The sequence below is a fragment of the Streptomyces sp. NPDC051738 genome, assembly GCF_044453205.1.
Classification (GTDB): domain Bacteria; phylum Actinomycetota; class Actinomycetes; order Streptomycetales; family Streptomycetaceae; genus Streptomyces.
The window spans coordinates 203,958-226,383 of sequence record NZ_JBITCM010000008.1 but is presented as its reverse complement, the minus strand read 5'-3'; the positions used below and the strand labels follow the sequence as shown (position 1 = coordinate 226,383).

General features: G+C 70.3%; 19 protein-coding genes. 4 read left to right on the top strand and 15 right to left on the bottom strand.

Going from position 1 to position 22,426, the window contains the following annotated elements:
- Nucleotides 1-53: 53 nt before the first annotated feature.
- From ACIA8X_RS20800 to ACIA8X_RS20785, 4 genes are all read right to left on the bottom strand, one after another.
- Complete coding sequence (locus tag ACIA8X_RS20800) at nucleotides 54-2,501, bottom strand: [protein-PII] uridylyltransferase (RefSeq protein ID WP_393450585.1); 2,448 nt, start codon at nucleotides 2,499-2,501, stop codon at nucleotides 54-56.
- Between the two features lie 24 nt (nucleotides 2,502-2,525).
- Nucleotides 2,526-2,864: a P-II family nitrogen regulator gene (locus ACIA8X_RS20795; protein ID WP_356561985.1), complete on the bottom strand. Its 339-nt coding sequence runs from the start codon at nucleotides 2,862-2,864 to the stop codon at nucleotides 2,526-2,528.
- Nucleotides 2,861-4,213 (bottom strand): ammonium transporter, encoded by a 1,353-nt coding sequence (locus ACIA8X_RS20790; protein ID WP_393450589.1) that lies wholly within the window; start codon nucleotides 4,211-4,213, stop codon nucleotides 2,861-2,863. The genes ACIA8X_RS20795 and ACIA8X_RS20790 overlap by 4 nt, the downstream gene beginning before the upstream one ends.
- Nucleotides 4,214-4,548: 335 nt before the next feature.
- Nucleotides 4,549-6,042: a hypothetical protein gene (locus ACIA8X_RS20785; RefSeq protein WP_393450592.1), complete on the bottom strand. Its 1,494-nt coding sequence runs from the start codon at nucleotides 6,040-6,042 to the stop codon at nucleotides 4,549-4,551.
- A gap of 458 nt (nucleotides 6,043-6,500) precedes the next feature.
- Between ACIA8X_RS20785 and ACIA8X_RS20780 the strand changes: the two genes are divergently transcribed.
- On the top strand, nucleotides 6,501-7,157 hold the full coding sequence (locus ACIA8X_RS20780; RefSeq protein ID WP_393450595.1) for a bifunctional DNA primase/polymerase: 657 nt from the start codon (nucleotides 6,501-6,503) through the stop codon (nucleotides 7,155-7,157).
- Nucleotides 7,158-7,267: 110 nt separating this feature from the next.
- Here ACIA8X_RS20780 and ftsY read toward each other — a convergent pair whose 3' ends face one another.
- Nucleotides 7,268-8,479 (bottom strand): signal recognition particle-docking protein FtsY, encoded by a 1,212-nt coding sequence (ftsY, locus tag ACIA8X_RS20775; protein WP_393451114.1) that lies wholly within the window; start codon nucleotides 8,477-8,479, stop codon nucleotides 7,268-7,270.
- A gap of 106 nt (nucleotides 8,480-8,585) precedes the next feature.
- Here ftsY and ACIA8X_RS20770 point away from each other — a divergent pair, with 106 nt between their 5' ends.
- A complete protein-coding gene (locus ACIA8X_RS20770) occupies nucleotides 8,586-9,557 on the top strand; it encodes an LLM class flavin-dependent oxidoreductase (protein WP_393450597.1) in 972 nt (323 codons plus the stop codon).
- Nucleotides 9,558-9,704: 147 nt separating this feature from the next.
- Here ACIA8X_RS20770 and ACIA8X_RS20765 read toward each other — a convergent pair whose 3' ends face one another.
- From ACIA8X_RS20765 to ACIA8X_RS20750, 4 genes are all read right to left on the bottom strand, one after another.
- The gene (locus ACIA8X_RS20765) at nucleotides 9,705-11,120 is read right to left on the bottom strand and encodes a sugar porter family MFS transporter (protein WP_393450600.1); all 1,416 of its coding nucleotides are present in this window, start codon (nucleotides 11,118-11,120) and stop codon (nucleotides 9,705-9,707) included.
- Between the two features lie 219 nt (nucleotides 11,121-11,339).
- Nucleotides 11,340-14,957, bottom strand: a complete 3,618-nt coding sequence (gene smc, locus ACIA8X_RS20760; protein WP_393450603.1) for a chromosome segregation protein SMC — start codon at nucleotides 14,955-14,957, stop codon at nucleotides 11,340-11,342.
- A 262-nt stretch (nucleotides 14,958-15,219) separates the two neighbouring features.
- On the bottom strand, nucleotides 15,220-15,423 hold the full coding sequence (locus tag ACIA8X_RS20755; RefSeq protein WP_030048901.1) for a hypothetical protein: 204 nt from the start codon (nucleotides 15,421-15,423) through the stop codon (nucleotides 15,220-15,222).
- 383 nt (nucleotides 15,424-15,806) lie between these two features.
- A complete protein-coding gene (locus tag ACIA8X_RS20750; RefSeq protein WP_393450606.1) occupies nucleotides 15,807-16,088 on the bottom strand; it encodes an acylphosphatase in 282 nt (93 codons plus the stop codon).
- A 152-nt stretch (nucleotides 16,089-16,240) separates the two neighbouring features.
- Here ACIA8X_RS20750 and ACIA8X_RS20745 point away from each other — a divergent pair, with 152 nt between their 5' ends.
- Nucleotides 16,241-17,407 (top strand): CAP domain-containing protein, encoded by a 1,167-nt coding sequence (locus tag ACIA8X_RS20745; protein ID WP_393450609.1) that lies wholly within the window; start codon nucleotides 16,241-16,243, stop codon nucleotides 17,405-17,407.
- 66 nt (nucleotides 17,408-17,473) lie between these two features.
- On the opposite strand, the gene ACIA8X_RS20740 is transcribed toward ACIA8X_RS20745, so the two are convergent.
- A complete protein-coding gene (locus ACIA8X_RS20740) occupies nucleotides 17,474-18,064 on the bottom strand; it encodes a flavodoxin family protein (protein ID WP_393450612.1) in 591 nt (196 codons plus the stop codon).
- Between the two features lie 107 nt (nucleotides 18,065-18,171).
- On the opposite strand from ACIA8X_RS20740, the gene ACIA8X_RS20735 reads away from it, so the two are divergent.
- Nucleotides 18,172-18,573 (top strand): winged helix-turn-helix transcriptional regulator, encoded by a 402-nt coding sequence (locus ACIA8X_RS20735; protein WP_393450615.1) that lies wholly within the window; start codon nucleotides 18,172-18,174, stop codon nucleotides 18,571-18,573.
- On the opposite strand, the gene mutM is transcribed toward ACIA8X_RS20735, so the two are convergent.
- The 5 genes from mutM to ACIA8X_RS20710 all read right to left on the bottom strand — a co-directional run bounded on the left by mutM (nucleotide 18,546) and on the right by ACIA8X_RS20710 (nucleotide 22,376).
- Nucleotides 18,546-19,406, bottom strand: a complete 861-nt coding sequence (mutM, locus tag ACIA8X_RS20730) for a bifunctional DNA-formamidopyrimidine glycosylase/DNA-(apurinic or apyrimidinic site) lyase (protein WP_393450618.1) — start codon at nucleotides 19,404-19,406, stop codon at nucleotides 18,546-18,548. The genes ACIA8X_RS20735 and mutM overlap by 28 nt on opposite strands.
- 93 nt (nucleotides 19,407-19,499) lie before the next feature.
- Entirely contained in the window at nucleotides 19,500-20,327 is an 828-nt protein-coding gene (rnc, locus tag ACIA8X_RS20725) for a ribonuclease III (RefSeq protein WP_393450621.1), read from the bottom strand.
- A 7-nt stretch (nucleotides 20,328-20,334) separates the two neighbouring features.
- A complete protein-coding gene (gene rpmF, locus ACIA8X_RS20720; RefSeq protein ID WP_003951102.1) occupies nucleotides 20,335-20,508 on the bottom strand; it encodes a 50S ribosomal protein L32 in 174 nt (57 codons plus the stop codon).
- Nucleotides 20,509-20,510: 2 nt separating this feature from the next.
- The gene (locus tag ACIA8X_RS20715; RefSeq protein WP_393450624.1) at nucleotides 20,511-21,152 is read right to left on the bottom strand and encodes a YceD family protein; all 642 of its coding nucleotides are present in this window, start codon (nucleotides 21,150-21,152) and stop codon (nucleotides 20,511-20,513) included.
- 138 nt (nucleotides 21,153-21,290) lie between these two features.
- Nucleotides 21,291-22,376 carry a cell division initiation protein gene (locus ACIA8X_RS20710; RefSeq protein ID WP_393450627.1) on the bottom strand — a complete coding sequence of 362 codons (1,086 nt, stop codon included), beginning with the start codon at nucleotides 22,374-22,376 and terminating at the stop codon, nucleotides 21,291-21,293.
- Nucleotides 22,377-22,426 lie beyond the last annotated feature (50 nt).

Here is a 22,426-nt window from a genome sequence, read left to right as displayed (position 1 = left end):
CCCGGCGGCACAGGTTGCCGGGATCCCTGGGTTCAGAGCCTGTGAACAGGGTCTCAGCCCCGCAACGTCTCCTCCAGCTTGCGCGCCACGGAGGCCGCCTCTTCGCCGGGCAGCGGGACGCCCTCGGGCCCTGTGACATAGAACGCGTCGACGGCGTTCGCGCCCAGCGTGCTGACATGCGCACTACGCATCCGCACGCCCGCGTCCTCCAGCGCCCGGCCGATCCGGAACAGCAGCCCCGGCGCGTCCTGGGCGCGGACCTCGAACACCGTGGCCAGCCGGGAGGCGGCCGGGTGGACCGACACCCTCGGCGGCGGCGCGACGACGCCCCGGCGGCGCGGATACGCCGCGTCGCGCTCGGCGAGACGGCCCGCGATGTCCAGCGAGCCGTCCAGGGCCCGTACGAGGTCGGCGCGCAGCCGGGCGGCCTGCGGCAGGGAGCCGTACTCGGCGGCGACCCGCCAGTTCAGCAGCAGGACGGAGCCGTCGACGCCGTCGGGCAGGTCCAGGGCGCGCAGCTCGGCGGTGCGGACGGTCAGACGGTGCATCGCCAGGACGCCGGCCACCGCGGGCAGCACGCCCGGCTGGTCCGGTACGGCGATGAGGAGCTCCACGCCGAGCGGCTCGGGGTCGCCGCCGGGCTGCTCCTCCGTCGGTGGCTCCGTCTGCGCGCGCAGGGCCAGCACCGGGCTGCCGGTCGCGATCGCCTCGATGGCGAGGCGTTCCTGCTCGGCGGTGGGCGCGGCGGCCTCGGGCTCGTCCGGGTCGTCCCCGGCAAGCACGGCAGCGACCCGTTTGACCAGGTCGGCGACGAGCGAGCCACGCCAGGACGACCAGGCGGCCGGACCGGTGGCCAGGGCGTCCGCCTCGGTCAGGGCGTGCAGCAGCTCCAGCGTGCCCTGCGAGCCGACCGCCTCGGCGACCGAGCGCACGGTGGCCGGGTCCTCCAGGTCGCGCCGGGTGGCCGTGTCGACGAGCAGCAGGTGATGGCGTACGAGAGTGGAGAGCACCGTCACGTCGTCGCGGTCGAAGCCGATGCGCGCGGCCACGTCCTTGACGATGATCTCGCCGGCCACCGAGTGGTCGCCGGGCCAGCCCTTGCCGATGTCGTGCAGCAGCGCGGCGACCAGCAGGAGGTCGGGACGGTGGACCCGGCGGGTGAACTCGGAGGCGCGGACGGCGGTCTCGATGAGGTGCCGGTCGACGGTCCAGATGTGCACGGCGTTGCGCTGCGGGCGGCAGCGCACCCGCTCCCAGTCCGGGAGGAACCGGGTGATCAGCCCCTCGGCCTCCAGGGCCTCCCACACCTCGACCGTGGGCCGCCCGGAGCCCAGCAGGGTCACCAACTGCTCGCGCGCCTCGGCGGGCCAGGGTGTGGGCAGGGGGCGCAGGGTGGCCGCCATGCGCCGGACGGCGTGCAGGGAGAGCGGGAGTCCGGCCTGCGCGGCGGCGGCAGCGGCACGCAGGGGAAGCACGGGGTCGCGTTCGGGGCGCGCGGCGCGGGCGAGCACCACCTCGCCGTCCTGCTCGACCACGCCCTCGGCCAGCGGAGAGCGCTCGGCGGTCGGCTTCCCGCCGCCCAGCATGGCGCGCAGCCGCGGCCGCACGGCGCGCGAGCGCAACACGCGCCCCACTTCGCGCCAGGTGACGTCGCTCGCATACGAGATCACCCGCGCCGCCTCGTACACCTGCCGCAGCAGCGTGTCGGCGTCCAGCAGCCCGAGCTCGGCCGCGACCTGGTCCTGCTCCTGCAGCGCCAGCCGGTCGGTCGCCCGGCCGGTGGTGAGGTGCAGCGCGTCGCGTACGTCGAGCAGTCGGCGCCGGGCGTCGGCGAGGCCCTCGCGCGGGGCGTCGGCCAGCCAGGACGCGGCGACGGCGCGCAGGATCGTGGCGTCCCGCAGACCGCCGCGCGCCTCCTTCAGATCGGGTTCCAGGAGGTACTGCAGCTCGCCCTGGCGCTCGGCGCGTTCGGCGGACAGCTCCTGGAGTTCGGGCAGCCTCTTGGGCGCCTGGTTGCGCCAGTCGGCGAGGACCGCCGTGCGCAGTCCGGCCGTAAGTCCCAGGTCGCCCGCGATGTGCCGGGCGTCCAGCAGGCCCAGCTGGACCTTGAGGTCCTCGCCGGCCGTCTTGCGGGCCTCGGCGGGGGTGCGCACGGAGTGGTCGAGGGCGAGGCCGAGGTCCCACACGGGGTACCAGATGCGGTCGGCCAGGGCGGCCACCGCCTTGCTGTCACCGCCGTCGTGCAGCAGGAGCAGGTCCAGGTCGCTGCGTGGGGACAGCTCACCGCGGCCGTAGCCGCCGACGGCGACCAGGGAGACGCCGCGCAGCCCTTCGGCACCGGCGGCGAACAGGCCGGTCAGCCAGTCGTCGGTGAGTTCCGCGAGGGCGGAACGGCGCGGCGGCCCGGACCGCGCCCCCTCGGTGAGGAGGCGCAGCCGGGCCGCCGCGTAGCCGCTGGGTCCCGAGTCCTCTGCTTCGCTATGCACGTCCGTACTCGACACCCAGCAGCTCCTGTTCTTCTTCTGTCAGAGCGCGTCGGGTCCGCGCTCGCCGGTGCGGACCCTTACGGCCGTCTCGACCGGCAGGGACCAGACCTTGCCGTCACCGATCTTGCCGGTGCGGGCGGCCTTGACGATGACGTCGATCAGCTGCTCGGCGTCGTCGTCCTCGGCCAGGACCTCGATGCGGATCTTCGGGACCAGGTCGACGGTGTACTCGGCACCGCGGTAGACCTCGGTGTGGCCCCGCTGACGACCGTAGCCGCTCGCCTCGGTGACCGTCAGTCCGTGGACTCCGAAGGCCTGGAGGGCCTCCTTGATCTCGTCGAGCCGGTGGGGCTTGACGACAGCGGTGATGATCTTCATGCGTCCACCTTCTTGCTCGCAGCTTCGGCGGCCGGGGCCGCGACGGCGGTCCGGGCGGCGCCGCCACCGGCACCGCTGAAGTCGTATGCGGTCTCGGCGTGCTCGGCCTGGTCGATGCCCGCCACCTCGTCGTCCTCGGAGACCCGCATGCCGATGGTCTTGTCGAGGATGAAGGCGAGGATCGCGGAGACGATCAGGGAGTAGGCGAGGACCACGAAGACACCGGCGCACTGCTTCCAGAACTGGGTCAGGCCGCCGCCGTAGAAGAGGCCCTCGACGTCGGACTGGCCCTTACCGCTGGCGAAGAAGCCGATCAGCAGGGAGCCGACGACACCGCCGACCAGGTGAACACCGACGACGTCGAGCGAGTCGTCGTAGCCGAACTTGTACTTCAGGCCGACCGCCATGGCGCACAGCAGACCGGCGATCGCACCGACGGCGATCGCGCCGACCGGGGAGACCGCACCACCGGACGGGGTGATGGCGACCAGACCGGCGACGGCACCGGAGGCGGCGCCCAGCGTGGTGAACGCACCGTGGCGGATCTTCTCGTAGATGAGCCAGGCCAGCATGGCGGCGGCGGTGGCGACCTGCGTGTTGACGAACATCAGCGAGCCGACGCCGTCGTCGTTGCCGAGCCAGGAGCCGGCGTTGAACCCGAACCAGCCGAACCACAGGAGGCCCGCGCCGAGCATGACCAGCGGGAGGCTGTGCGGACGCATCGGGTCCTTCTTGAAGCCGACGCGCTTGCCGATCACCAGGATCACGCCGAGCGCCGCGGCACCGGCGTTGATGTGAACCGCCGTACCACCGGCGAAGTCGATCACGCCCAGGTCGAAGGCCCAGCCGCCGTCGGCCCAGACCCAGTGGGCGACCGGGAAGTAGACGACCGTGGCCCACAGCGCGATGAACAGCGCCCAGGCCGAGAACTTCACGCGGTCCGCGAGAGCGCCGCTGATCAGAGCGGGCGTGATGATCGCGAACATCAGCTGGAAGACGAAGAAGACCAGCAGCGGGATGTTGTACGTCGTCTCGCCCAGGACCCACAGCTGACCCTTGTCGACGCCGCTGAGGCCGACCCAGTCGGAGGTCCAGCCGATGAGGCCGCCGGAGTCCTTGCCGAAGGCGAGCGAGAAGCCGAACAACACCCACAGGATGGTGACGATCCCAAGACTGATGAAGCTCATCATCAGCATGTTCAGGGTGCTCTTGACGCGGACCATGCCTCCGTAGAAGAAGGCCAGGCCCGGTGTCATGAGCATCACCAGGGCGGAACAGATGAGCATGAAACCTGTGTTGGCGGGCGACAGCTCTACCTTGTCTGCCGCCATCATGATGGCTGGGGCCATCGGCGTCTCCTCGTCATTGGTACGGCCCCGTGCGGGCGAAGCCTGAGCGGATTGAGGGGTGGGCCGGTTATGCGCCATGAGATTGGCGCAGCGCCGTTTCGATGGAAGCCCCTCGTTGTTTCGCCGCCGTGACGAAGGCGCCCTGCGTGTTACGCCTTGATGAACTCCGAGATGTTCGGCTGCACGATCGTTATCGTGGCGCAACCTTTGCGGAGGGAAGAAAGACCGGCCGCGGTCGGCCTTCCGATGACCTGGCACGGGGGAGCCGAGTCGGGCAGTTCGGGAGGGCCGGCCGCGGCCGGAGTTCTGCGGTTTTGAGGGTTCGCCCGGGTCCGTCAGACCGCCTCCGCGGTCTCCGGCAGCTCCACGGCGAGCTTGTCGGTGAGGTCCACGACCTCGGCGAGATCCCCGAAGTCCCGGGCGGCCGTGTCGACCGTCTTTCGAATACGAGTATTGACGCGCTCGGAGCGCACCTTCTTGGCGATCTGCATGGCCTGCTCGGCGTAGACCGCGCTCCGCTCGGGCTCGCGCCGCAGCAGATGGACCGTGGCCATGCCGATGAGGTTCAGCGCATACGACCGCTGGTGCTCGCCGTCGTTCGCGAACAGGTCCACGGCCCGCTGCATCACCGGCTCGGCCAGTGAGGCGTACGTCGGGCTGCGGCCGGCGACATAGGCGAGGTCGCGGTAGGAGTGGGAGTTCTCGCCGTGCAGCTCGGCCTCGGAGAAGAAGCGGATCCAGTCGGGGTCCGGCTCGTCCCAGTCCTCGGCCTCGCCGAAGGTGTCCTCGGCCATCCGGACCGCCCGCTTGCACTTGCCGGGCTGGCCCATGTTGGCGTACGCGCGGGCCTCCATCGCATACAGCATCGACTGGGTGCGCGGGCTCGCGCAGTCCCGGCTGCCGTACTGCGCGAGGTGGATCAGCTCCAGAGCGTCGTCGGGCCGACCGAGGTGGATCATCTGACGGCTCATGCTGGAGAGCACGTACGAGCCGAGCGGCCGGTCACCGGCCTCCTTGGCGGCGTGCAGCGCGAGGACGAAGTACTTCTGCGCGGTGGGCTGGAGCCCGACGTCGTACGACATCCAGCCGGCCAGCTCCGCCAGCTCGGCGGCGACCTTGAACAGCTTGCGGGTGGTCGCCTCGGGCTGGGGCTCCTGCAGCAGGTCGGTCACCTCGTGCAGCTGGCCCACGACCGCCTTGCGGCGCAGCCCGCCGCCGCACTGGGCGTCCCACTGCCGGAACATCACCGTGGTGGACTCCAGAAGGTCCAGCTCGGGCTTCGACAGCCGACCACGCGCGCGTGACGACGGGACGGCCGCGGGCTCCTGGTACGGCGCGGGCGGCGCCGGGACCAGCCAGCGCTGCATCGGCTCGATGAGGGACGGGCCGGCGGACAGGGCCAGCGAGGTTCCGAGGAAGCCGCGCCGCGCCAGCATCAGGTCGCTGCGCGAGAACTCGCCGAGCAGGGCCACCGTCTGCGGGCCCGTCCAGGGCAGGTCGACGCCGGACACGGAGGGTGACTGACGGGCGGCGCGCAGGCCGAGGTCCTCCACGGAGACGACACAGCCGAAACGCTCGGAGAACAGCTCGGACAGGATCCGCGGGATCGGCTCACGCGGGTTCTCGCCGTCCAGCCAGCGGCGCACCCGCGAGGTGTCGGTGGAGATGTGGTTGGCACCCAACTGGCGGGCGCGTCGGTTCACTTGACGGGCGAGTTCGCCCTTCGACCAGCCGCTGCGCACGAACCAGGACGCGAGCAGCTCGTTGGGACGCTTGTCAGCGTGCGATGCGCCACCAGCACTCGTGCCGCTTCCGCTGTTGCCGCTCACTGGAACGCCCCCATCCCTTGGACCACTTGTCACCGAGTGCGCCAAGCCCTATCAGAATGCCGGTAAATACGGTCGCCCGTCCGGCAGTTCTCACCCTTCGAACGGAAAGCCGACTTGCCCCCGGCATACCCACGAGTGCATGTGCCCCGAGGTTCCGTGCACTCACGGTAATCCTACGATCACGCCTCCAGCCATGGCGATCCCGGAATCGCCACCATTCGCCACCCCTTCGAATGAACTAACGGTGGCCTCTCCGCGATTCACTTGACATAGGACGGCCGGAAGTGGGCGGAGCGAAGCACTCAGGGGCGCGCGTCGCCGAGTCCGCAACCCGGGGCACTTCCGAGCGCCACGTGGATCGCGCGGCGTCACCGGGTAGCGGGCCGCCTAAGAACACAGAGGGTCACGTCTCGCATCCGCGTCGTAACCACCGGCGCGCTGGACCCGTTGGAGGGGGCATGGGCTTCACGATCGGCGGCATCCGGGAGATCCGATCCGGCTCGCGTCGACGCGGCCGCTCCTCGGAGTGCACTGCCGTCGCCGAGTTCACCGGACTGTGGGGCTGGGACGTGGTGCCCGGCGCGCGAGCCGCAGCGGGCGCCTGTTCGTGCGGCCGCTCCGACTGCGACGCGCCCGGCGCACACCCTCTCGACTTCGCCCCCGAGGTGCCGGCCGGGGCCACGCTCGACGAGGTGAGCAAGGCGTGGTCGGAGGTTCCGGGCGCCGCGATGATGCTGCCGGTCGGGCGGGCGTTCGACGTGATCGAGGTGGCCGAGCCCGCCGGACGCCGCGCGCTGACCCGGCTCGAACGCATGGGCCTCCCCCTCGGCCCGGTCACCACCACCCCCGAGGGCCGCACCCACTTCTTCGTCGCTCCCGGCGCCGCGGCCGAGCTCCCCGAACTCCTCTACCGCATGGGCTGGGACGACCCGACCCACCTCGACCTGCGCGGCCTCGGCCCCGGTACGCACCTCACCGCCCCGCCGTCCGACCGGGGCGGGCTGGGCCCGGTGCGCTGGCTGCGGCCGCCCGCGCTGGACACGGCGACGAAGCCACCGGCGGCTCGACTGCTGCTGGGGACGCTGGCGTACGTGGCGCATCGGTCGCGGGCGTAGCAAGAGGCATCACCTGTCACAGCCGTACACAGCGAAGCGCCCGTCCCCCAACTGCACCTTGGGAGGCGGGCGCTTCTTCCAGCAGATACGAATTTCGTAGGTGCCGGCTTTCACTCCCCGATAAGGGCGTCAACGAACGCCTCCGGCTCGAACGGTGCCAGGTCATCGGCACCCTCGCCCAGCCCGACCAGCTTCACCGGCACGCCCAGCTCGCGCTGCACCGCGACGACGATGCCGCCCTTGGCCGTGCCGTCCAGCTTGGTGAGCACGATGCCGGTGATGTCGACGACCTCGGCGAAGACACGGGCCTGGACCAGGCCGTTCTGCCCGGTCGTGGCGTCCAGCACCAGCAGCACCTCGTCCAGCGGCGCGTGCTTCTCGACGACCCGCTTGACCTTGCCCAGCTCGTCCATGAGGCCGGTCTTGGTGTGCAGGCGCCCGGCGGTGTCGATGAGGACGACGTCGGAGCCCATCTCCTTGCCCTCCTTCACCGCGTCGAAGGCGACGGAGGCGGGGTCGCCGCCCTCGGGGCCGCGCACGGTGTGGGCGCCGACCCGGTCGCCCCAGGTCTGGAGCTGCTCGGTGGCGGCGGCACGGAAGGTGTCGGCGGCACCGAGGACGACACTGTTGCCGTCGGCGACGAGGACGCGGGCGAGCTTGCCGGTGGTGGTGGTCTTGCCGGTGCCGTTGACGCCGACGACCATCACGATGCCGGGCTTGCGGTCCTCCGGCTCGGTCTTCACGGTGCGGTCCATGTCGGTGCCGACCAGCTTGAGCAGCTCCTCGCGCAGCAGGCCGCGCAGCTCCGCGGGGGTGCGGGTGCCGAGGACCTTGACGCGTTCGCGCAGTGCGTCGACCAGTTCCTGGGTGGGGGCCACGCCCACGTCGGCGGTGAGCAGGGTGTCCTCGATCTCCTCCCAGGTGTCCTCGTCGAGGTGCTCGCGCGACAGGAGCGTGAGCAGCCCCTTGCCGAGGGCGTTCTGCGAGCGGGAGAGCCGGGCGCGCAGGCGGATCAGGCGACCGGCGGTGGGCTCCGGGACCTCGATCTCGGTCGGCGGGAGCTCTTCGACGACGGGCGGTTCCTCGACGGCGGTCGATGCTCCGCCGCCCGGAAGGTCCACCTCCTCTATGGTCCGGCGCGCTTCGTCGCGCGGTGTCTCGGCCTCGTCGCCGACGTGCGGCTCGGCCGGAGGGGCGGTGATGTCGGGGGCGGCCGGGGGCGGCGGAGGCAGCGGCTTCTTGCGCCGGGTGCCGACGATGAGCCCGCCGAGCGCACCGAGCACGACCACGGCGATGACTACAGCAAGGATGACGATGTCCATAACCCGTCCAGTATCGGCCATGGAATATGGGTTGCGCCGACCTGGATGTCTGACACACCGTCAGCTAACGTCCTCCCCCACACCCGCCCGGTGAAGGGGGACCCCCATGCCCGTCACGGTCGTACGCTTCAACCTCGTCGAGCCCGACGCGACCCCCGCCTCCCTCGCGGCCCGCTACCAGGCGGCCGTACAGATGGCCGCGTACGCCGACGAGCACGGCATCACCACCGTGCAGACCGAGGAGCACCACGGCGTCGAGAACAACTGGCTGCCGTCACCGTTCGCCTTCGCGGCGGCGGTCTTCGGCGCCACGCGGCGCGTCGCGGTCACCGTCTCGGCGATCATCGGCCCGCTGCACGACCCGCTCCGGCTCGCCGAGGAGATCGCCGTACTGGATCTGCTGAGCGGCGGGCGGCTGGTGACGGTCGCCGGGATCGGGTACCGGCCCGAGGAGTACGCCCTGTTCGACGTGGACTGGAAGCAGCGCGGCCGGCTGCAGGACGAGCTGCTGGAGACGCTGCTGAAGGCGTGGACCGGCGAGGAGTTCGAGTACCGCGGCCGTACGGTACGGGTCACTCCGCGCCCGTGCACCGACCCGCACCCCCTGCTCCTGGTCGGCGGCTCCTCGAAGGCCGCCGCCCGCCGGGCCGCCCGGCTGGGGCTGCCGTTCTTCCCCAGCGCGCATCTGCCGGAGCTGGAGGCGTACTACAAGGAGCGGCTCGTCGAGTACGGCACCGAGGGCTGGACCATGATGCCGGCCGCCGAGACGCCGCTGCTGCACGTGGCCGAGGATCCCGACCGGGCCTGGGCCGAGCACGGCCGGCACTTCCTGCACGAGGCGCGGACGTACGCCTCCTGGCAGTCCGGTGACATCCGCTCGGCGGTGAAGTCGGCGGCGACGACGGTGGAAGAACTGCGCGCCGAGGGCGTGTACCGGATCGTGACGCCCGAGGAGTGTGTGGCGCTGGGGTTCGACAACTATGTGCTGCATCCGTTGTCGGGCGGGATGCCGGTGGAGGAGGGGTGGCGGAGTCTGCGGTTGTTCGCGCAGGAGGTGCTTCCGGCGTTGGGCGGCTGACCTGCGCGGATACTCGACGCTCACGGCGCCGGGTGGACGTACGACACCGCCGCCCCGGCTCGGGCAGTGGCCGAGCCGGGGCGGCGGCGGTTTACGGGGAGAGGGGCAGCGGGGACTTGGCCCTTCCCCCCGAGTTCGGAGGGCCGGTCAGCCCATCTCCTCCAGCTTCTTGCCCTTCGTCTCGGGCACGAACTTGAGGATGAACGGGATGGAGAGGAAGGCGAACACCGCGTACATGACGTAGGTGAGCGACAGGTTCCAGGCCGACAGGTCCGGGAAGGTGATCGTGATCACCCAGTTGGCGATCCACTGGGCCGAGGCGGCCACGCCCAGGGCGGCGGCGCGGATCTTGTTCGGGAAGACCTCGCCGAGCATGACCCAGACGACCACGCCCCAGGACAGGGCGAAGAAGAGGACGAAGGCGTTGGCGGCGATGAGGGCCACGTAGCCCTGCGCGGTCGGCAGCGGGTCGTTGCCGTTCTGGAAGGAGAAGGCCCAGGCGGCCGCCGCGAGCGAGATGCCCATGCCGACGGAGCCGATGAGGGCGAGCGGCTTACGGCCGATGCGGTCCACGAAGATCATCGCGATCACGGTGCCGATGATGTTGATGATCGAGGTCTCGAACGAGTAGAAGAACGAGCTCGACGGGTCGACGCCGACGGACTGCCACAGCAGGTTCGAGTAGTAGAAGATGACGTTGATGCCGACCAGCTGCTGGAAGACGGAGAGGCCGATACCGATCCACACGATCGGCAGCAGACCGAACCGGCCGCCCAGCAGGTCCTTGAACGTCGACTTGTGGTCGCTCTTCATGGCCTGCTCGATCTCGATGACGCGGCCGTCGAGGTCCACGCCGCCCTCGACGTCGGCGAGCACCTTCTTCGCGTCGGCGATGCGGCCGACGCTGATCAGGAAGCGCGGAGACTCGGGGATCGCGAAGGACAGCAGGCCGTAGACGACGGCGGGCACGAGCATCACACCGAGCATCCACTGCCAGGCCTCCAGGCCCGCGACCGTGCCGCGCTCCTCGCCGTCGGCCATGTTGAGGATGGCCCAGTTGACGAGCTGGGAGACCGCGATGCCGATGACGATGGCCGCTTGCTGGAACGAGGCGAGCCGGCCTCGGTACGCGGGCGGGGCGACCTCGGCGATGTAGGCGGGGCCGATGACCGAGGCCATACCGATGGCGATGCCGCCGAGGACACGCCAGGCGGCGAGGTCCCACGCGGCGAACGGCAGTCCGGAACCGACGGCGCTCACGGCGAACAGCACCGCCGCGATCTGCATGACGCGGATCCGGCCGATGCGGTCGGCTATGCGGCCGGCGATGGCGGCACCGAGGGCGCTGCCGAGCAGGGCGCTGGCGGCGACGGTACCGGTGACGCCGGAGCTGAGGTCGAACCGGGCCTGGATACCGCCGTTGGCTCCGTTGATGACGGAGCTGTCATAGCCGAACAGGAAGCCGCCCATGGCAGCCGCCGCGGTGATGAAGACGACGTGCCCGAGATGTTCGGGGTGCGCCGCCTTGGCTCCTGACGTGGGTGCCTGCGCTGTGCTGGTCACGTGTAACTCCTCGGGCCACCGGCAACGCTGCCGGGTGGGGGTCAGCCGCTCCAAGTAGTGATACCTGAAGGTAAAAGCAACGTTGCCGAGACTATGCCTTCAAGTTTCGAAGTCAATAGGCAAGGTGCTGTGACCTTCGAGACGCGACAGAGGGAGATGTGTTCACTTCTTGAAGTGAAGGTGAAAGTGATTGGAAGGGCTGACCGACCGGCAACGGCGTCAGCGAAGCCTCTGGCTGATGACCTTCGACACCCCGTCGCCCTGCATGGAGACGCCGTACAGCGCGTCGGCGACCTCCATCGTGCGCTTCTGATGGGTGATCACGATCAGCTGCGAGGCTTCCTGCAGCTCCTGCATGATGCGGATCAGCCGCTGCAGGTTGGTGTCGTCGAGGGCGGCCTCGACCTCGTCCATGACATAGAACGGGCTCGGCCGGGCCTTGAAGATCGACACCAGCATCGCGACGGCGGTGAGTGAGCGCTCACCACCCGAGAGCAGCGACAGCCGCTTGACCTTCTTGCCCGGCGGACGCGCCTCGACGTCCACGCCCGTGGTTAGCATGTTGTCGGGATCGGTCAGGATCAGCCGCCCCTCACCCCCGGGGAACAGCCGGCTGAAGACACCCTCGAACTCCCGGGCCGTGTCCCGATACGCCTCGGTGAAGACCTGCTCGACGCGCTCGTCGACCTCCTTGACGACCTGGAGCAGGTCGGCCCGGGTCTTCTTCAGGTCCTCCAGCTGCTCGCTGAGGAACTTGTGCCGTTCCTCCAGCGCGGCGAACTCCTCCAGCGCCAGCGGGTTGACCTTGCCGAGCTGCTGGTAGGCCCGCTCGGTGGCCTTGAGCCGCTTCTCCTGCTCGGACCGGACGAACGGCTTGGGCTGGTTGCGCGGGTGCTCGGGGTCGTCGGGCAGCTGCTCGCCCTCGGCGGGCGGGGAGGGCGGTACGAGCTGATGGGGGCCGTACTCGGAGACGAGCCCCGCCGGCTCGACGCCCAGCTCCTCCAGCGCCTTGGTCTCCAACTGCTCGATCCGCATCCGCTTCTCGGCGCCGAGGACTTCACCACGGTGGACGGAGTCGGTGAGCTTGTCGAGCTCGGCCTTGAGGTCGCGGCCCTGGTTACGGGCGACGGTGAGTTCCTGCTCGCGCCGGGCCTTGGCCGCGTCGGCGGCGGTGCGCTCCTCGTCGGCGCGGGCGAGGGAGACCTCGACGTGTGCGAGGAGTTGGCGGGCACCGGAGGCGACGGCTTCCGCGACGGCCGCCTCGTGCCGCAGCCGGGCCCGCCGCTGTTCGGCACGCGCGCGTGCCTCGCGTTCGGCGCGGGCGGCCCGGTCGAGGGAGTCGGCCCGTCCGGCCAGTCCCTTGACCCGCTCCTCGTGGGTACGGACCTGGAGGCGGGCCTCCATCTCGGTCTGGCGGGCGTTGGCGCCGTCGGCGGCGAGACGGTCCCGTACCGACGTGTCGGGTTCCTCCTCGACCGGCATCTCCTCGGCGACGGCGAGCCGCTCGGCGAGTTCCTCGACCTCCGTCAGGGCCTTGTCGAGGGCGTCCTGTGCCCGCGCCGCCGCGGCGACAGAGCGCTCCGCTTCGCCGGCCGCGCCCCTTGCCTGGCCTGCGAGCCGGCCGAGTTGCTGGGCGACCGTCGACTTCTCCCGGTCGGCCGCCCGGCGCCGCTCCCCCAGCTCTTCGACGAGCCCGGCACACTCCTTGCGCCGCTCGGCCGCCGCCTGCTGCGCCTCGGCCAGCTCCTCGCACCGCACCGCCAGCTCTTCCAGCTCGGCTGCGGCCTCGTCCACGGAGGCCTGTACTTCGAGGAGGCTCGGCGCCCCGGCGGAGCCGCCGTGGGCGAAGTGGGCGCCGAGGAGGTCGCCTTCGGCGGTGACCGCGGTGAGGTGGGGGTGGGTGTAGACGAGGTCTTCGGCGTCTTCGAGCGTGCCGACGATGACGATGCCGTGCAGGAGGCGTCGTACTGCCGGCATGAGGTCGGAAGGGCCGCGGACGAAATCGGCCGCGTGAGGTTGTCGGGCGTCTGCGGGTTCGTCGTGGCTGGTCGCGCCCCGTGGCGGAGCCGCAGATTGATACAGCCCCGCGCCCCTTTGGGGCGCTGTCAGCACCCCCGGCTCCCCCGCCAGCAGCAGCGCCGCTCGACCGCCGTCCTGCTTGCGCAGCAAACGGATAGCCTCCGCCGCGGCGGACGGTGATGTCACCGCGATCGCGTCCGCCGCCGCGCCGAAGGCGGCCGCCAGGGCCACCTCGTAGCCGGGTGTCACCGTCAGCATTTCCGCCGCCGGGCCGAGGAGACCGGTCAGTCGGTCGCGGGCACCGAGCAGTATCCCGGTGCCGTCCTTGCGGCGCAGGCCGAGCGCCAGTGCGTCGCGGCGGGCCTGGGTCGCGGCCCGCTCGCGCTCCGCCGCCGTGGCCGCCTCCCGGGCTGCCGTCAGCGCGGCCTCCGCCTCGGTGAGCTGCCGCTTCGCCGCCTCGTGCTGCTCGCCGAGTTCCGCGTCGCCGGCGTCCAGGCCGTCGACCTCGGCCTTCAGCGCCTCGTACTCCTCCTGGGCGGTGACGGCACGCTCCTGGGCCTCGTCGCGCGCGGCGGCCAGGCGGTCGATCTCGGACTGGGCGGAGGCCGCACGCGAACGGGCCGCGTTGACCTGCCCGTTCAGCCGGGCCAGACCCTCGCGGCGGTCGGCGATTGCACGGGCGACGTCCTTCAGGCGCCGCTCCTCCTGCGCGAGTTCCCGTTCGAGTTCGGCGCGGTGTGCGACCGTGTCCTCGAGGGCGCGCTCGGCCGCCTCCAGGGCCGCTTCGAGCTCGGCCTCCTGCTCGCGGATCCGGGCGGCCTCGCGCTCCATGTCCTCGGGGTCGCGTCCCCGGCGTTCCTCCGGCGGCGCGGACGTCGCGCTCTTCACGCGCGCGTCGGCCAGCGAGATCGTGCCGCGCACCCGCTCGGCGAGCTGGGACAGCTCGTACCAGGTCTGCTGGGCCCGCTGGAGGCGCGGCGTGAGCTGCCGTACCTCGTCCTCCAGGAGCGCCTCGCGCTGCAGGGCCTTCTTCAGCTCCTGCTCGGCGGCCTCCTTGCGGTCCTTCAGCGCGGCCTCGTCGGCGACCTCGGCCTGGAGCGCCTGACGGAGCCGTACGAGATCGTCGGCGAGGAGGCGGAGCCGGGCGTCGCGCAGGTCAGCCTGGATGACGGCGGCCCGGCGAGCGACCGCCGCCTGGCGGCCCAGGGGCTTGAGCTGTCGGCGCAGTTCGTCCGTCAGATCCTGCACGCGCGCGAGGTTGGCCTGCATCGCGTCCAGTTTCCTGAGCGCCTTCTCCTTGCGCTTGCGGTGCTTGAGGACACCGGCCGCCTCTTCGATGAACGCGCGGCGGCCCATGGGGTCGGCGTGCAGGACGGAGTCGAGCTGGCCCTGGCCGACGATGACGTGCATCTCGCGGCCGATGCCGGAGTCGGAGAGGAGTTCCTGGATGTCCAGGAGGCGACAGGTGTCGCCGTTGATCTGGTACTCGCTGCCGCCGTTGCGGAACATGATCCGCGTGATGGTGACCTCGGCGTACTCGATGGGCAGCGCCCCGTCGGAGTTGTCGATGGTCAGCGACACCTCGGCGCGGCCCAGCGGCGGGCGGCCGGTGGTGCCGGCGAAGATGACGTCCTCCATCTTGCCGCCGCGCAGCGACTTGGCGCCCTGTTCGCCCATCACCCAGCTGAGCGCGTCCACGACATTGGACTTGCCCGAGCCGTTCGGTCCGACGACGCACGTGATGCCCGGCTCGAACCGGAGCGTGGTCGCCGAGGCGAACGACTTGAACCCGCGGAGGGTCAGGGCCTTGAGGTGCACGCCGCTGGACTCTACCTTCCGGGGATGTCCCGCTCCATGAACCCACGGTTTCACCGGTGAACGTGCAGGGCACACCAGACGTTAAAGAGGGTGAAAGGATGCGCGGGGCATTAAGTCGGGGGCAAGAAAGAAGGGACGCCGAAGCGTCCCTTGCAACTTCTTTCGGCTGACTGGCCAGCCGTTTGACAACTTAGTGGTTGAACTTAGCGGTTGATACGGGCCGCCCAACCACTGCTGGTGCTGTTGTGGAGCGATGCAGTGATCAGGTGAGCGCAGGCTCCGCCTGGTGTGCGTCGATGCTCTCCATGATCCTGTCGTGAGAAGCGGCAGCCGTCAGCGCGTCGTTCTCCGCCTGGATCCGTCCGAGCTCGGATTCCAGGTCCTGGACACGCTGCTGGAGCCGTCGCATCTCGGCGAGGAGTCGAGGGTCGGAGCCGCCGACGTAACCGAGAAGCGCCTTTGCCATGATGGATGGTCCTCCACACTGAGTGACCGACCGAAGCGGTGTGGGTCGTGAGGGAATCGCACCCGCGGTTGCTTGGCAGGCCTGCAGTTGTGCTGCCGTTCAGCCATGCCAAACAGCTAAGGTGCGCGGGGCTTTCAGCGTCTCACCAAAAAGTTTGACGGTCAACACGATCACGCCCCGTATCGGCGGGAAACCCGGGGGCGCACGGCCGGAAAGCGGCGGGGCGACGACTCCTGCGGGCCCCTCGGGGCGTGGCGATCATCCTTATGTGCGGAGCCTGCCACCGCAAGGGGGTTATTGGCAACCACCTGCTTCTTTCTGCTCGGGGCAGTTGCCGGTGGCAGATCCCTCCGCTTGTGCCAGGCCCGCTTTACAGAATCCGCTCAGCGGATCGCGAAGCCGTCGTAACCCCCGCGAGGTGTGTCCCAGATCTCGGTGACACCGTCCACCCGCCCGGGCGTGTCGTCGCCCTGAAGCCAGTCCAGAAGTCCCTCACAGCCCGTCCGCGCGCCCTCCGCGACCACTTGGACGCGTCCGTCGTCCAAATTGAGAGCAAAACCACTCAGGCCGCCGATCTCGAGGGCCTTGGCCCGCGTGAACCAGCGAAAACCCACACCTTGGACGCGTCCACGCACCCAGGCGACCAGTCGCACATCCTCGCTCATGACTGCAACCTAACGGGCCAATGTCTCTCCGGGCACTTCCTCCCCGGGCGCCATGCGGTACCGTCCCCACCCAATGAATCCCATATGAAACTCACACGATCGAGTGAGTTCTGTGTGGATCTTGAGACCGCACGGACGAGGAAGGCCAGAACATGGGACGCCACCGACGCTCCGCCGCCGGCCGCGCCGCCAGGGGCCGCGCCACGGGGGTCACACACACGGACGGCTCCTATACGGAGAGCCACGACCCCCTGGACTCGTACGCGAGTGACAGACCCACGATGGGCATCGCGCCCTATCTGAACCCGGAGGCGTACGCCGAGGCCTACGCGAAGAGCGACGCCTACCTCTTCGCCTCGGACGACGACTACGACCGGATCACCGGCCCCACGACCTTCCCGAGCGACGCCGCGTCCATGAACGGCTCCGACGGGGGCCCGGCCACCGCGGTCTTCCACAGCGACGGCTTCACGCCGGACGCCGGCTCGCGGCGACCCGGCGGCTCGCACCGTCGCCGTAAGAAGAGGGCCGCGGTGCCGGTGAAGACCGGACTGCTCGGCGTCTCCGCCGCGGTCGCTCTGGGCACCGTCGCGGTCGCCACGGGCGTGGTGCCCGGCATCCAGAACTACCAGCTCGGCGGAGGCAGCGGCTCGGACAAGGTGCAGGCCGCGGACACCCCGACAAACGCCCCCAGCGAGCAGGGCGGCACCTCCGGCAGCGCCGAGAGCCACGAGGACGGCGGCTCGACGAGCCGCGACGTCCGGCGGCCCACCTCGCCGGCCCCGTCGACGTCGTCGGCCGCGCCGACGAAGACCCCGTCGAAGAAGCCGTCGGCGACACCCAGCCAGAAGCCGAAGGAAACCCCTTCCCGTACGGCCACGAAGGCGCCGGAGAAGAAGCCGGAGAAGCAGAAGACCACCGACCCCGTGGCCGTGTCCGCGCAGTCGGCCGCCGCGGCCGAGGTGCTGAGCCTGGTCAACGAGGAGCGCGCGAAGGTGGGCTGCAGCGCGGTCTCCGCCAACAGCGCGCTGGCCGACCTGGCCCAGGACTTCAGCGAGGCCATGGCCGAGCGGGGCTTCTTCGACCACACCGACCCCGACGGGGCCTCCCCGTGGGACCGGGCCGCGCAGGCCGGCATAGTCGACCTCGGCGGCGAGAACATAGCCCGCGGCCAGGGCGACGCGGCGGCGGTGATGGAGGCCTGGATGAACAGCCCGGGCCACAAGGCCAACATCCTGAACTGCGACTTCAAGACGCTGGGGGTCGGCGTGCACTTCGGCTCCGGCGGGCCCTGGTGGACGCAGGACTTCGGGTACTAGCAGCACGTACGGCGAGGGGCTCCCATCCGGTGACCGGGCGGGAGCCCCTCGTCGTACCCCCGTCGCCTACGCGGCGACCGCGGCGCGCCCGTGCGCGAACACCTTCGCCGTCTCGGCCACCCGGCGCCCGAGGTGCTCGGCCGTCGCGATGTCGGCCTTGTGAACGGCCTCCGGGCCCTGGTCGGCGTTGGTCTGGGCGGCGGCGCCGGTGAAGACGCCGAGGCGGTTGAGGTCGTTCTCGGATCCCGCGCTGTTGTTCCAGCCGGGGAGGAGACCAAGGTTGATCCAGTGCATGCCGAGCTGGGCGGCCAGGATCTGGAAGAACTGCAGGGTGTGCAGCTTGTCGCCGCTCTTGGAGGCGGAGTTGGTGAAGCCGGCGGCCAGCTTGTCCGTCCAGGCCTGCTCGGCCCAGCGCTTCGAGGTGGCCTCCGCGAAGACGTGGAAGGCGCCGGACGCGGTGCCCATGTAGGTCGGCGAGCCGAACACGATGGCGTCCGAGCCGTCGAGGGTCGCCCACTGCTCCTCGGTGATCTCGTCGACCTTGATCAGGTGCACCTCGGCACCGGCCTCGACGGCACCGGTGCGCACGGCCTCGGCGATGACAGCGGTGTGGCCGTAGCCGGAGTGGTAGGCGATGGAGACAACAGGGGTGGTCACGTACGTGCTCCTGAAATAGGCAGCTCACTGGCGATGACCAAAGGAAAGCACTAACTTCTGGTTAGTGCAACCTCCCGGTTAGCGCTGCCTGCGAGTACGCTAGCGCCATGGACACCACGCAGGAGCGCACGGAGGCGCAGGACCTCCCGTACGACGTGTTCGCCAAGGCCTGCCCCTCGCGCGGCACGCTGGAGCACGTCACCGGTCGCTGGGGCGGGCTCACGCTCGGCGCCCTGTACGAGGGCTCGCTGCGCTTCAACGAGCTGCGCCGCCGTGTCGACGGCGTCAGCGAGAAGATGCTGTCCCAGACGCTGCACGCCCTGGAGCGGGACGGCCTGGTGCACCGCGAGGCCCAGCCGACCAACCCACCGCGGGTCGACTACGAGCTGACGGCACTGGGGCGTGGGATCGCCGAGCGGCTGCTGGGCCTCATCCACTTCGTGGAGGGGCAGATGGACGACGTGCTCGATGCACGGCGACGCTACGACGAGGCTCGCGGCACCCTCTGACACTTCGGGCAGAAGTAGCTGGACCGGTTCATCCAGGGCCGTCGGCGCATCGGCGTACCGCACCGCTTGCACGGCAGTCCCTCACGGCCGTACGCGTCCAGTGACCGGTCGAAGTAGCCCGACTCGCCGTTGACGTTGACGTAGAGGCTGTCGAAGCTGGTGCCGCCCACCGCGAGGGCGGCGTTCATCACGTCCCTTACGTGGCCCAGGAGTTCGAGGCTGCGCGGGCGGGTGAAGGTCCCGGTCGGGCGGTCGTAGTGGAGGCGGGCGCGCCAAAGGGCCTCGTCCGCGTAGATGTTGCCGACGCCGCTGATCAACGACTGGTCGAGCAGGGCCCGTTTGATGGTCGTGCGCTTGCGGCGCAGGGCCTGGTGGAAGGCCTCGTCGTCGAAGAGCGGGTCTAGCGGGTCGCGGGCGATGTGCGCGATGACGTCGGGCAGTCCCTCGGGGGTGTTGTCGTGCAACGACAGACCGCCGAAGGTGCGTTGGTCGACGAAGCGCAGCTCGGTGTCGAGGGCGTCCGCGAACCTCACCCGGATCCTGAGGTGCTTCTCGTCGGGCGCGGTGTGCGCCTGCACCAGCAGCTGGCCGCTCATACCGAGGTGCGCCAGGATCGACTGGTCCGTGTCCTCCAGAGGCAGCCACAGGTACTTGCCGCGGCGGCTCGGTGTGCCGACGCGGTGGCCCTTGAGGCGGTGCGCGAAGTCGTCGGCGCCAGCGAGGTGACGGCGTACGGCACGCGGGTGCAGCACCTCGGCGTCGGCGACGGTGCGATGGGCGACCCATCGCTCCAGGCCGCGCCTGACGACCTCGACCTCGGGCAATTCGGGCATGGGATCCCCCGTACACACCTGGCGGGTAAGGGCCGAGCGCCCGCCCCATGGCCATGACCTGGCTGGGGCGGGCGCTCGGATCGCGCTGTTCGGTCAGGCGGAGGCCGACGACGCGTCGGCATCGGGCGCCTCGGCATCGGGCTCGGGCTCGGCGGCATCCGCTGCCGCCTTCGCCTTCTTGGCTCGCTCGTCCGCCGCGGCCCGGATGGACCGCCACGCGGATTCCGCGGCCTGCTGCTCCGCCTCCTTCTTGCTGCGGCCGGTGCCGGTGCCGTACGAGACGCCTCCGACGCGGGCGGCAGCAGTGAAGGTCTTCTCGTGGTCGGGGCCGGTCTCCGTGACCAGGTACTCGGGCACGCCGAGCCCTTCGGTCGCGGTGAGCTCCTGGAGACTGGTCTTCCAGTCCAGGCCGGCACCGAGGTTCGAGGACTTCTCGATCAGGGGGTCGAACAGGCGGTGCACCAGCTCCGCCGCCGAGTCCAGTCCCTGGTCGAGATAGACCGCGCCGATCACCGCTTCCAGGGTGTCGGCGAGGATGGACGCCTTGTCCCGGCCGCCCGTGCCCTCTTCACCACGGCCGAGCCGGATGAAGGAGCCGAGTTCGAGGCCACGACCGACCTCCGCCAGCGCACGCGAGTTGACCACCGCGGCCCGCAGCTTGGCCAGCTGGCCTTCGGGCAGATCGGGGTGGGTGCGGTACAGCGTGTCCGTGACCACGAGGCCGAGGACGGAGTCCCCGAGGAACTCCAGGCGCTCGTTGGTCGGCAGACCGCCGTTCTCGTACGCGTAGGAACGGTGGGTCAGCGCACGCACCAGAAGGGCGGACTCGAGCTTGTACCCGAGCCGCCCTTCCAACAGCGTGTGGGACGAGGCCTGGTTGTCCGCTGCGTTCTTCTTAGGCGTGGACACAGTGCCTCTCACCAGCCGCTCAGACCTCGAGGACCTGGCGCTTGTTGTAGGTGCCGCACGAGGGGCACGCGATGTGCTGCTGCTTGGGCTCGTGGCAGCGCTCGCACGCAACCAGGGTGGGGACCGCAGCCTTCCACTGCGACCGGCGGTGGCGCGTGTTGCTGCGCGACATCTTCCGCTTCGGAACAGCCACGGCTACTTCTCCTGCTTCTCGTCGACGCCCGGTTCGGCGCCGCTCATCTCGTCCTTCTCGCCGTCTCCGAGTGAACCGGCGAGTCCCTGCAGTGCCGCCCAACGAATGTCGACGGCGTCATGGTGGTGGTCCGGGTCGTCCGCGAGGCGTACGCCGCACTCGGCGCACAGTCCCGGGCAGTCTTCCTGGCACACCGGCTGCATCGGCAGTGCGAGCACCACCGCATCACGCAGCACGGGTTCGAGGTCGAACATGCCGTCCTCGAGAAAGAGCCTGTCCTCGTCGTCCTCGGCGTCGTCGCCCGGCTCCGCGTGGTGAACGCGGCCCCGGTCGTCGGCGTCAGGGTACGAGAACATCTCCTGGAATTCCGCTTCGACGTCGAGCTGAAGCGGCTCCAGACACCTTACGCACTCCCCCTTGGCCTGTGCACGGGCGGTGCCTGTGACAAGCACCCCTTCCATGACCGACTCAAGCCGGAGTTCGAGCTCCACCGGGGCGCCTTCCGGCACTCCGACGACACCCTGGATACCGAAGTCCTTGGGGGCGTCGATCTCGCGGGTCAGGCGCTGCAGCGCACCGGGCCGCCGGCCCAGCTCGTGTGTGTCGAACACGAGAGGGTTGCGGTGGTCGAGGCGGGCTGTCACGCCATTCCTGCTTTCGATCTGCTGAGCTCAGAGGGTCACTGCCCTGCGGTGTTCCCGGGCAGCTTTGATCGCGGACGTACGCGCGACCGAAGAGCCAGGATACTGGACCTTTCGCTCACGGCCCAATCCGGTGGTGGCCTACTGGCCGCGCCCCTGCTCGTAGGCCCGCAACTGCTCCGCACTGATCATGCTCGTGTCGAAGAGGCTGGTCTCGTCGAGGGCATAGCCCTGGTTGTCCTGCGCGGTCTGCTGCGGGACCTGGTGCTGGGCCTGGTTCGGGTCGTAGGCGGCCTGCTGGGCGTAGCCCTGGTAGGCGTAGGGGTCGGCCTGCTGGTAGCCGTAGGCGTCCTGCTGGCCGCCGTAGCCCTGCTGGTAGCCGCCGTACGGATCCGCGCCCTGCTGCTGGTAGCCGTACGCCGGCTGCGCGACCTGCGGGTCGTACTGCGGCTGCGCCGGTACGGCCGGCTGCTCGGACGGGGCCGCCGGAGCCGCCGGGGTGTCCCGCTCCGCGAGGGCGGCGAGGTCGGCGAGGTAGTCGGCGTCGCTGGAGTGCTGGACGGTGGTGGCGTCGTCGGCGAGGGAGCCGAGGTCGTCGGTGGCGATACGGCCGTGCAGCTTCTGGCGGCCCTTGCCGACGGCCTCCAGGGTCTTGGTGAGGACCGCCTCGAAGGCACCCAGCTTGGTGTCGACGTAGGCGTCCGCGTCGCGGCGCAGCGTCTCGGGGTCGTGGCTGCGCTCGGGGGCGTCCTCGTCCGCGTAGCCCTGTTCGTCCAGGCCGGGACCCGTACCGAGGAGCTTCTCGCGGCCCCGGCCGACCGAGCCGATGGTCTTGGTGAGGACGACCTCGAAGTTGGCGAGCTTGGAGTCGACGTAGTCGTCGGCCTCCGCGCGGATGTCCTCGGCGTCCTTGCGGGCCTCGGCGAGGATGCGTTCGGCCTCGGCCTGGGAGCGGCGGGCCACCTCGGTGTCGGAGATCAGGGAGCCGCGCTCGGCGTGGGCACCCTGGACGATCCGCTCCGCCTCCTGGCGGGCCTGCTCGACCATCTGCTCCCGGCCGCCGATCAGCTCCTGGGCCTGGGCGAGGGAGCCGGGCAGGGCCTCACGGACCTGTTCGAGCATCGCGAGCAGTTCGGCGCGGTTGACCACGCACGAGGCCGACATGGGCATCGACCGGGCGCCGGAGACCGAGGCGACGATCTCGTCGAGCTTCTTCTGCACGTCCACCTGTGCTCGCCACTCTCTACAGCTGTGTTGGAGACGGACGGGACGACTGT

Coding starts and splice junctions, on each gene's coding strand:
- ACIA8X_RS20795 (WP_356561985.1), bottom strand. CDS start 2,864: ATGAAGATCATCACCGCTGTCGTCAAGCCCCACCGGCTCGACGAGATC.
- ACIA8X_RS20790 (WP_393450589.1), bottom strand. CDS start 4,213: ATGGCCCCAGCCATCATGATGGCGGCAGACAAGGTAGAGCTGTCGCCC.
- ACIA8X_RS20780 (WP_393450595.1), top strand. CDS start 6,501: ATGGGCTTCACGATCGGCGGCATCCGGGAGATCCGATCCGGCTCGCGT.
- ftsY (WP_393451114.1), bottom strand. CDS start 8,479: ATGGACATCGTCATCCTTGCTGTAGTCATCGCCGTGGTCGTGCTCGGT.
- ACIA8X_RS20770 (WP_393450597.1), top strand. CDS start 8,586: ATGCCCGTCACGGTCGTACGCTTCAACCTCGTCGAGCCCGACGCGACC.
- ACIA8X_RS20755 (WP_030048901.1), bottom strand. CDS start 15,423: ATGGCAAAGGCGCTTCTCGGTTACGTCGGCGGCTCCGACCCTCGACTC.
- ACIA8X_RS20750 (WP_393450606.1), bottom strand. CDS start 16,088: ATGAGCGAGGATGTGCGACTGGTCGCCTGGGTGCGTGGACGCGTCCAA.
- ACIA8X_RS20745 (WP_393450609.1), top strand. CDS start 16,241: ATGGGACGCCACCGACGCTCCGCCGCCGGCCGCGCCGCCAGGGGCCGC.
- ACIA8X_RS20735 (WP_393450615.1), top strand. CDS start 18,172: ATGGACACCACGCAGGAGCGCACGGAGGCGCAGGACCTCCCGTACGAC.
- mutM (WP_393450618.1), bottom strand. CDS start 19,406: ATGCCCGAATTGCCCGAGGTCGAGGTCGTCAGGCGCGGCCTGGAGCGA.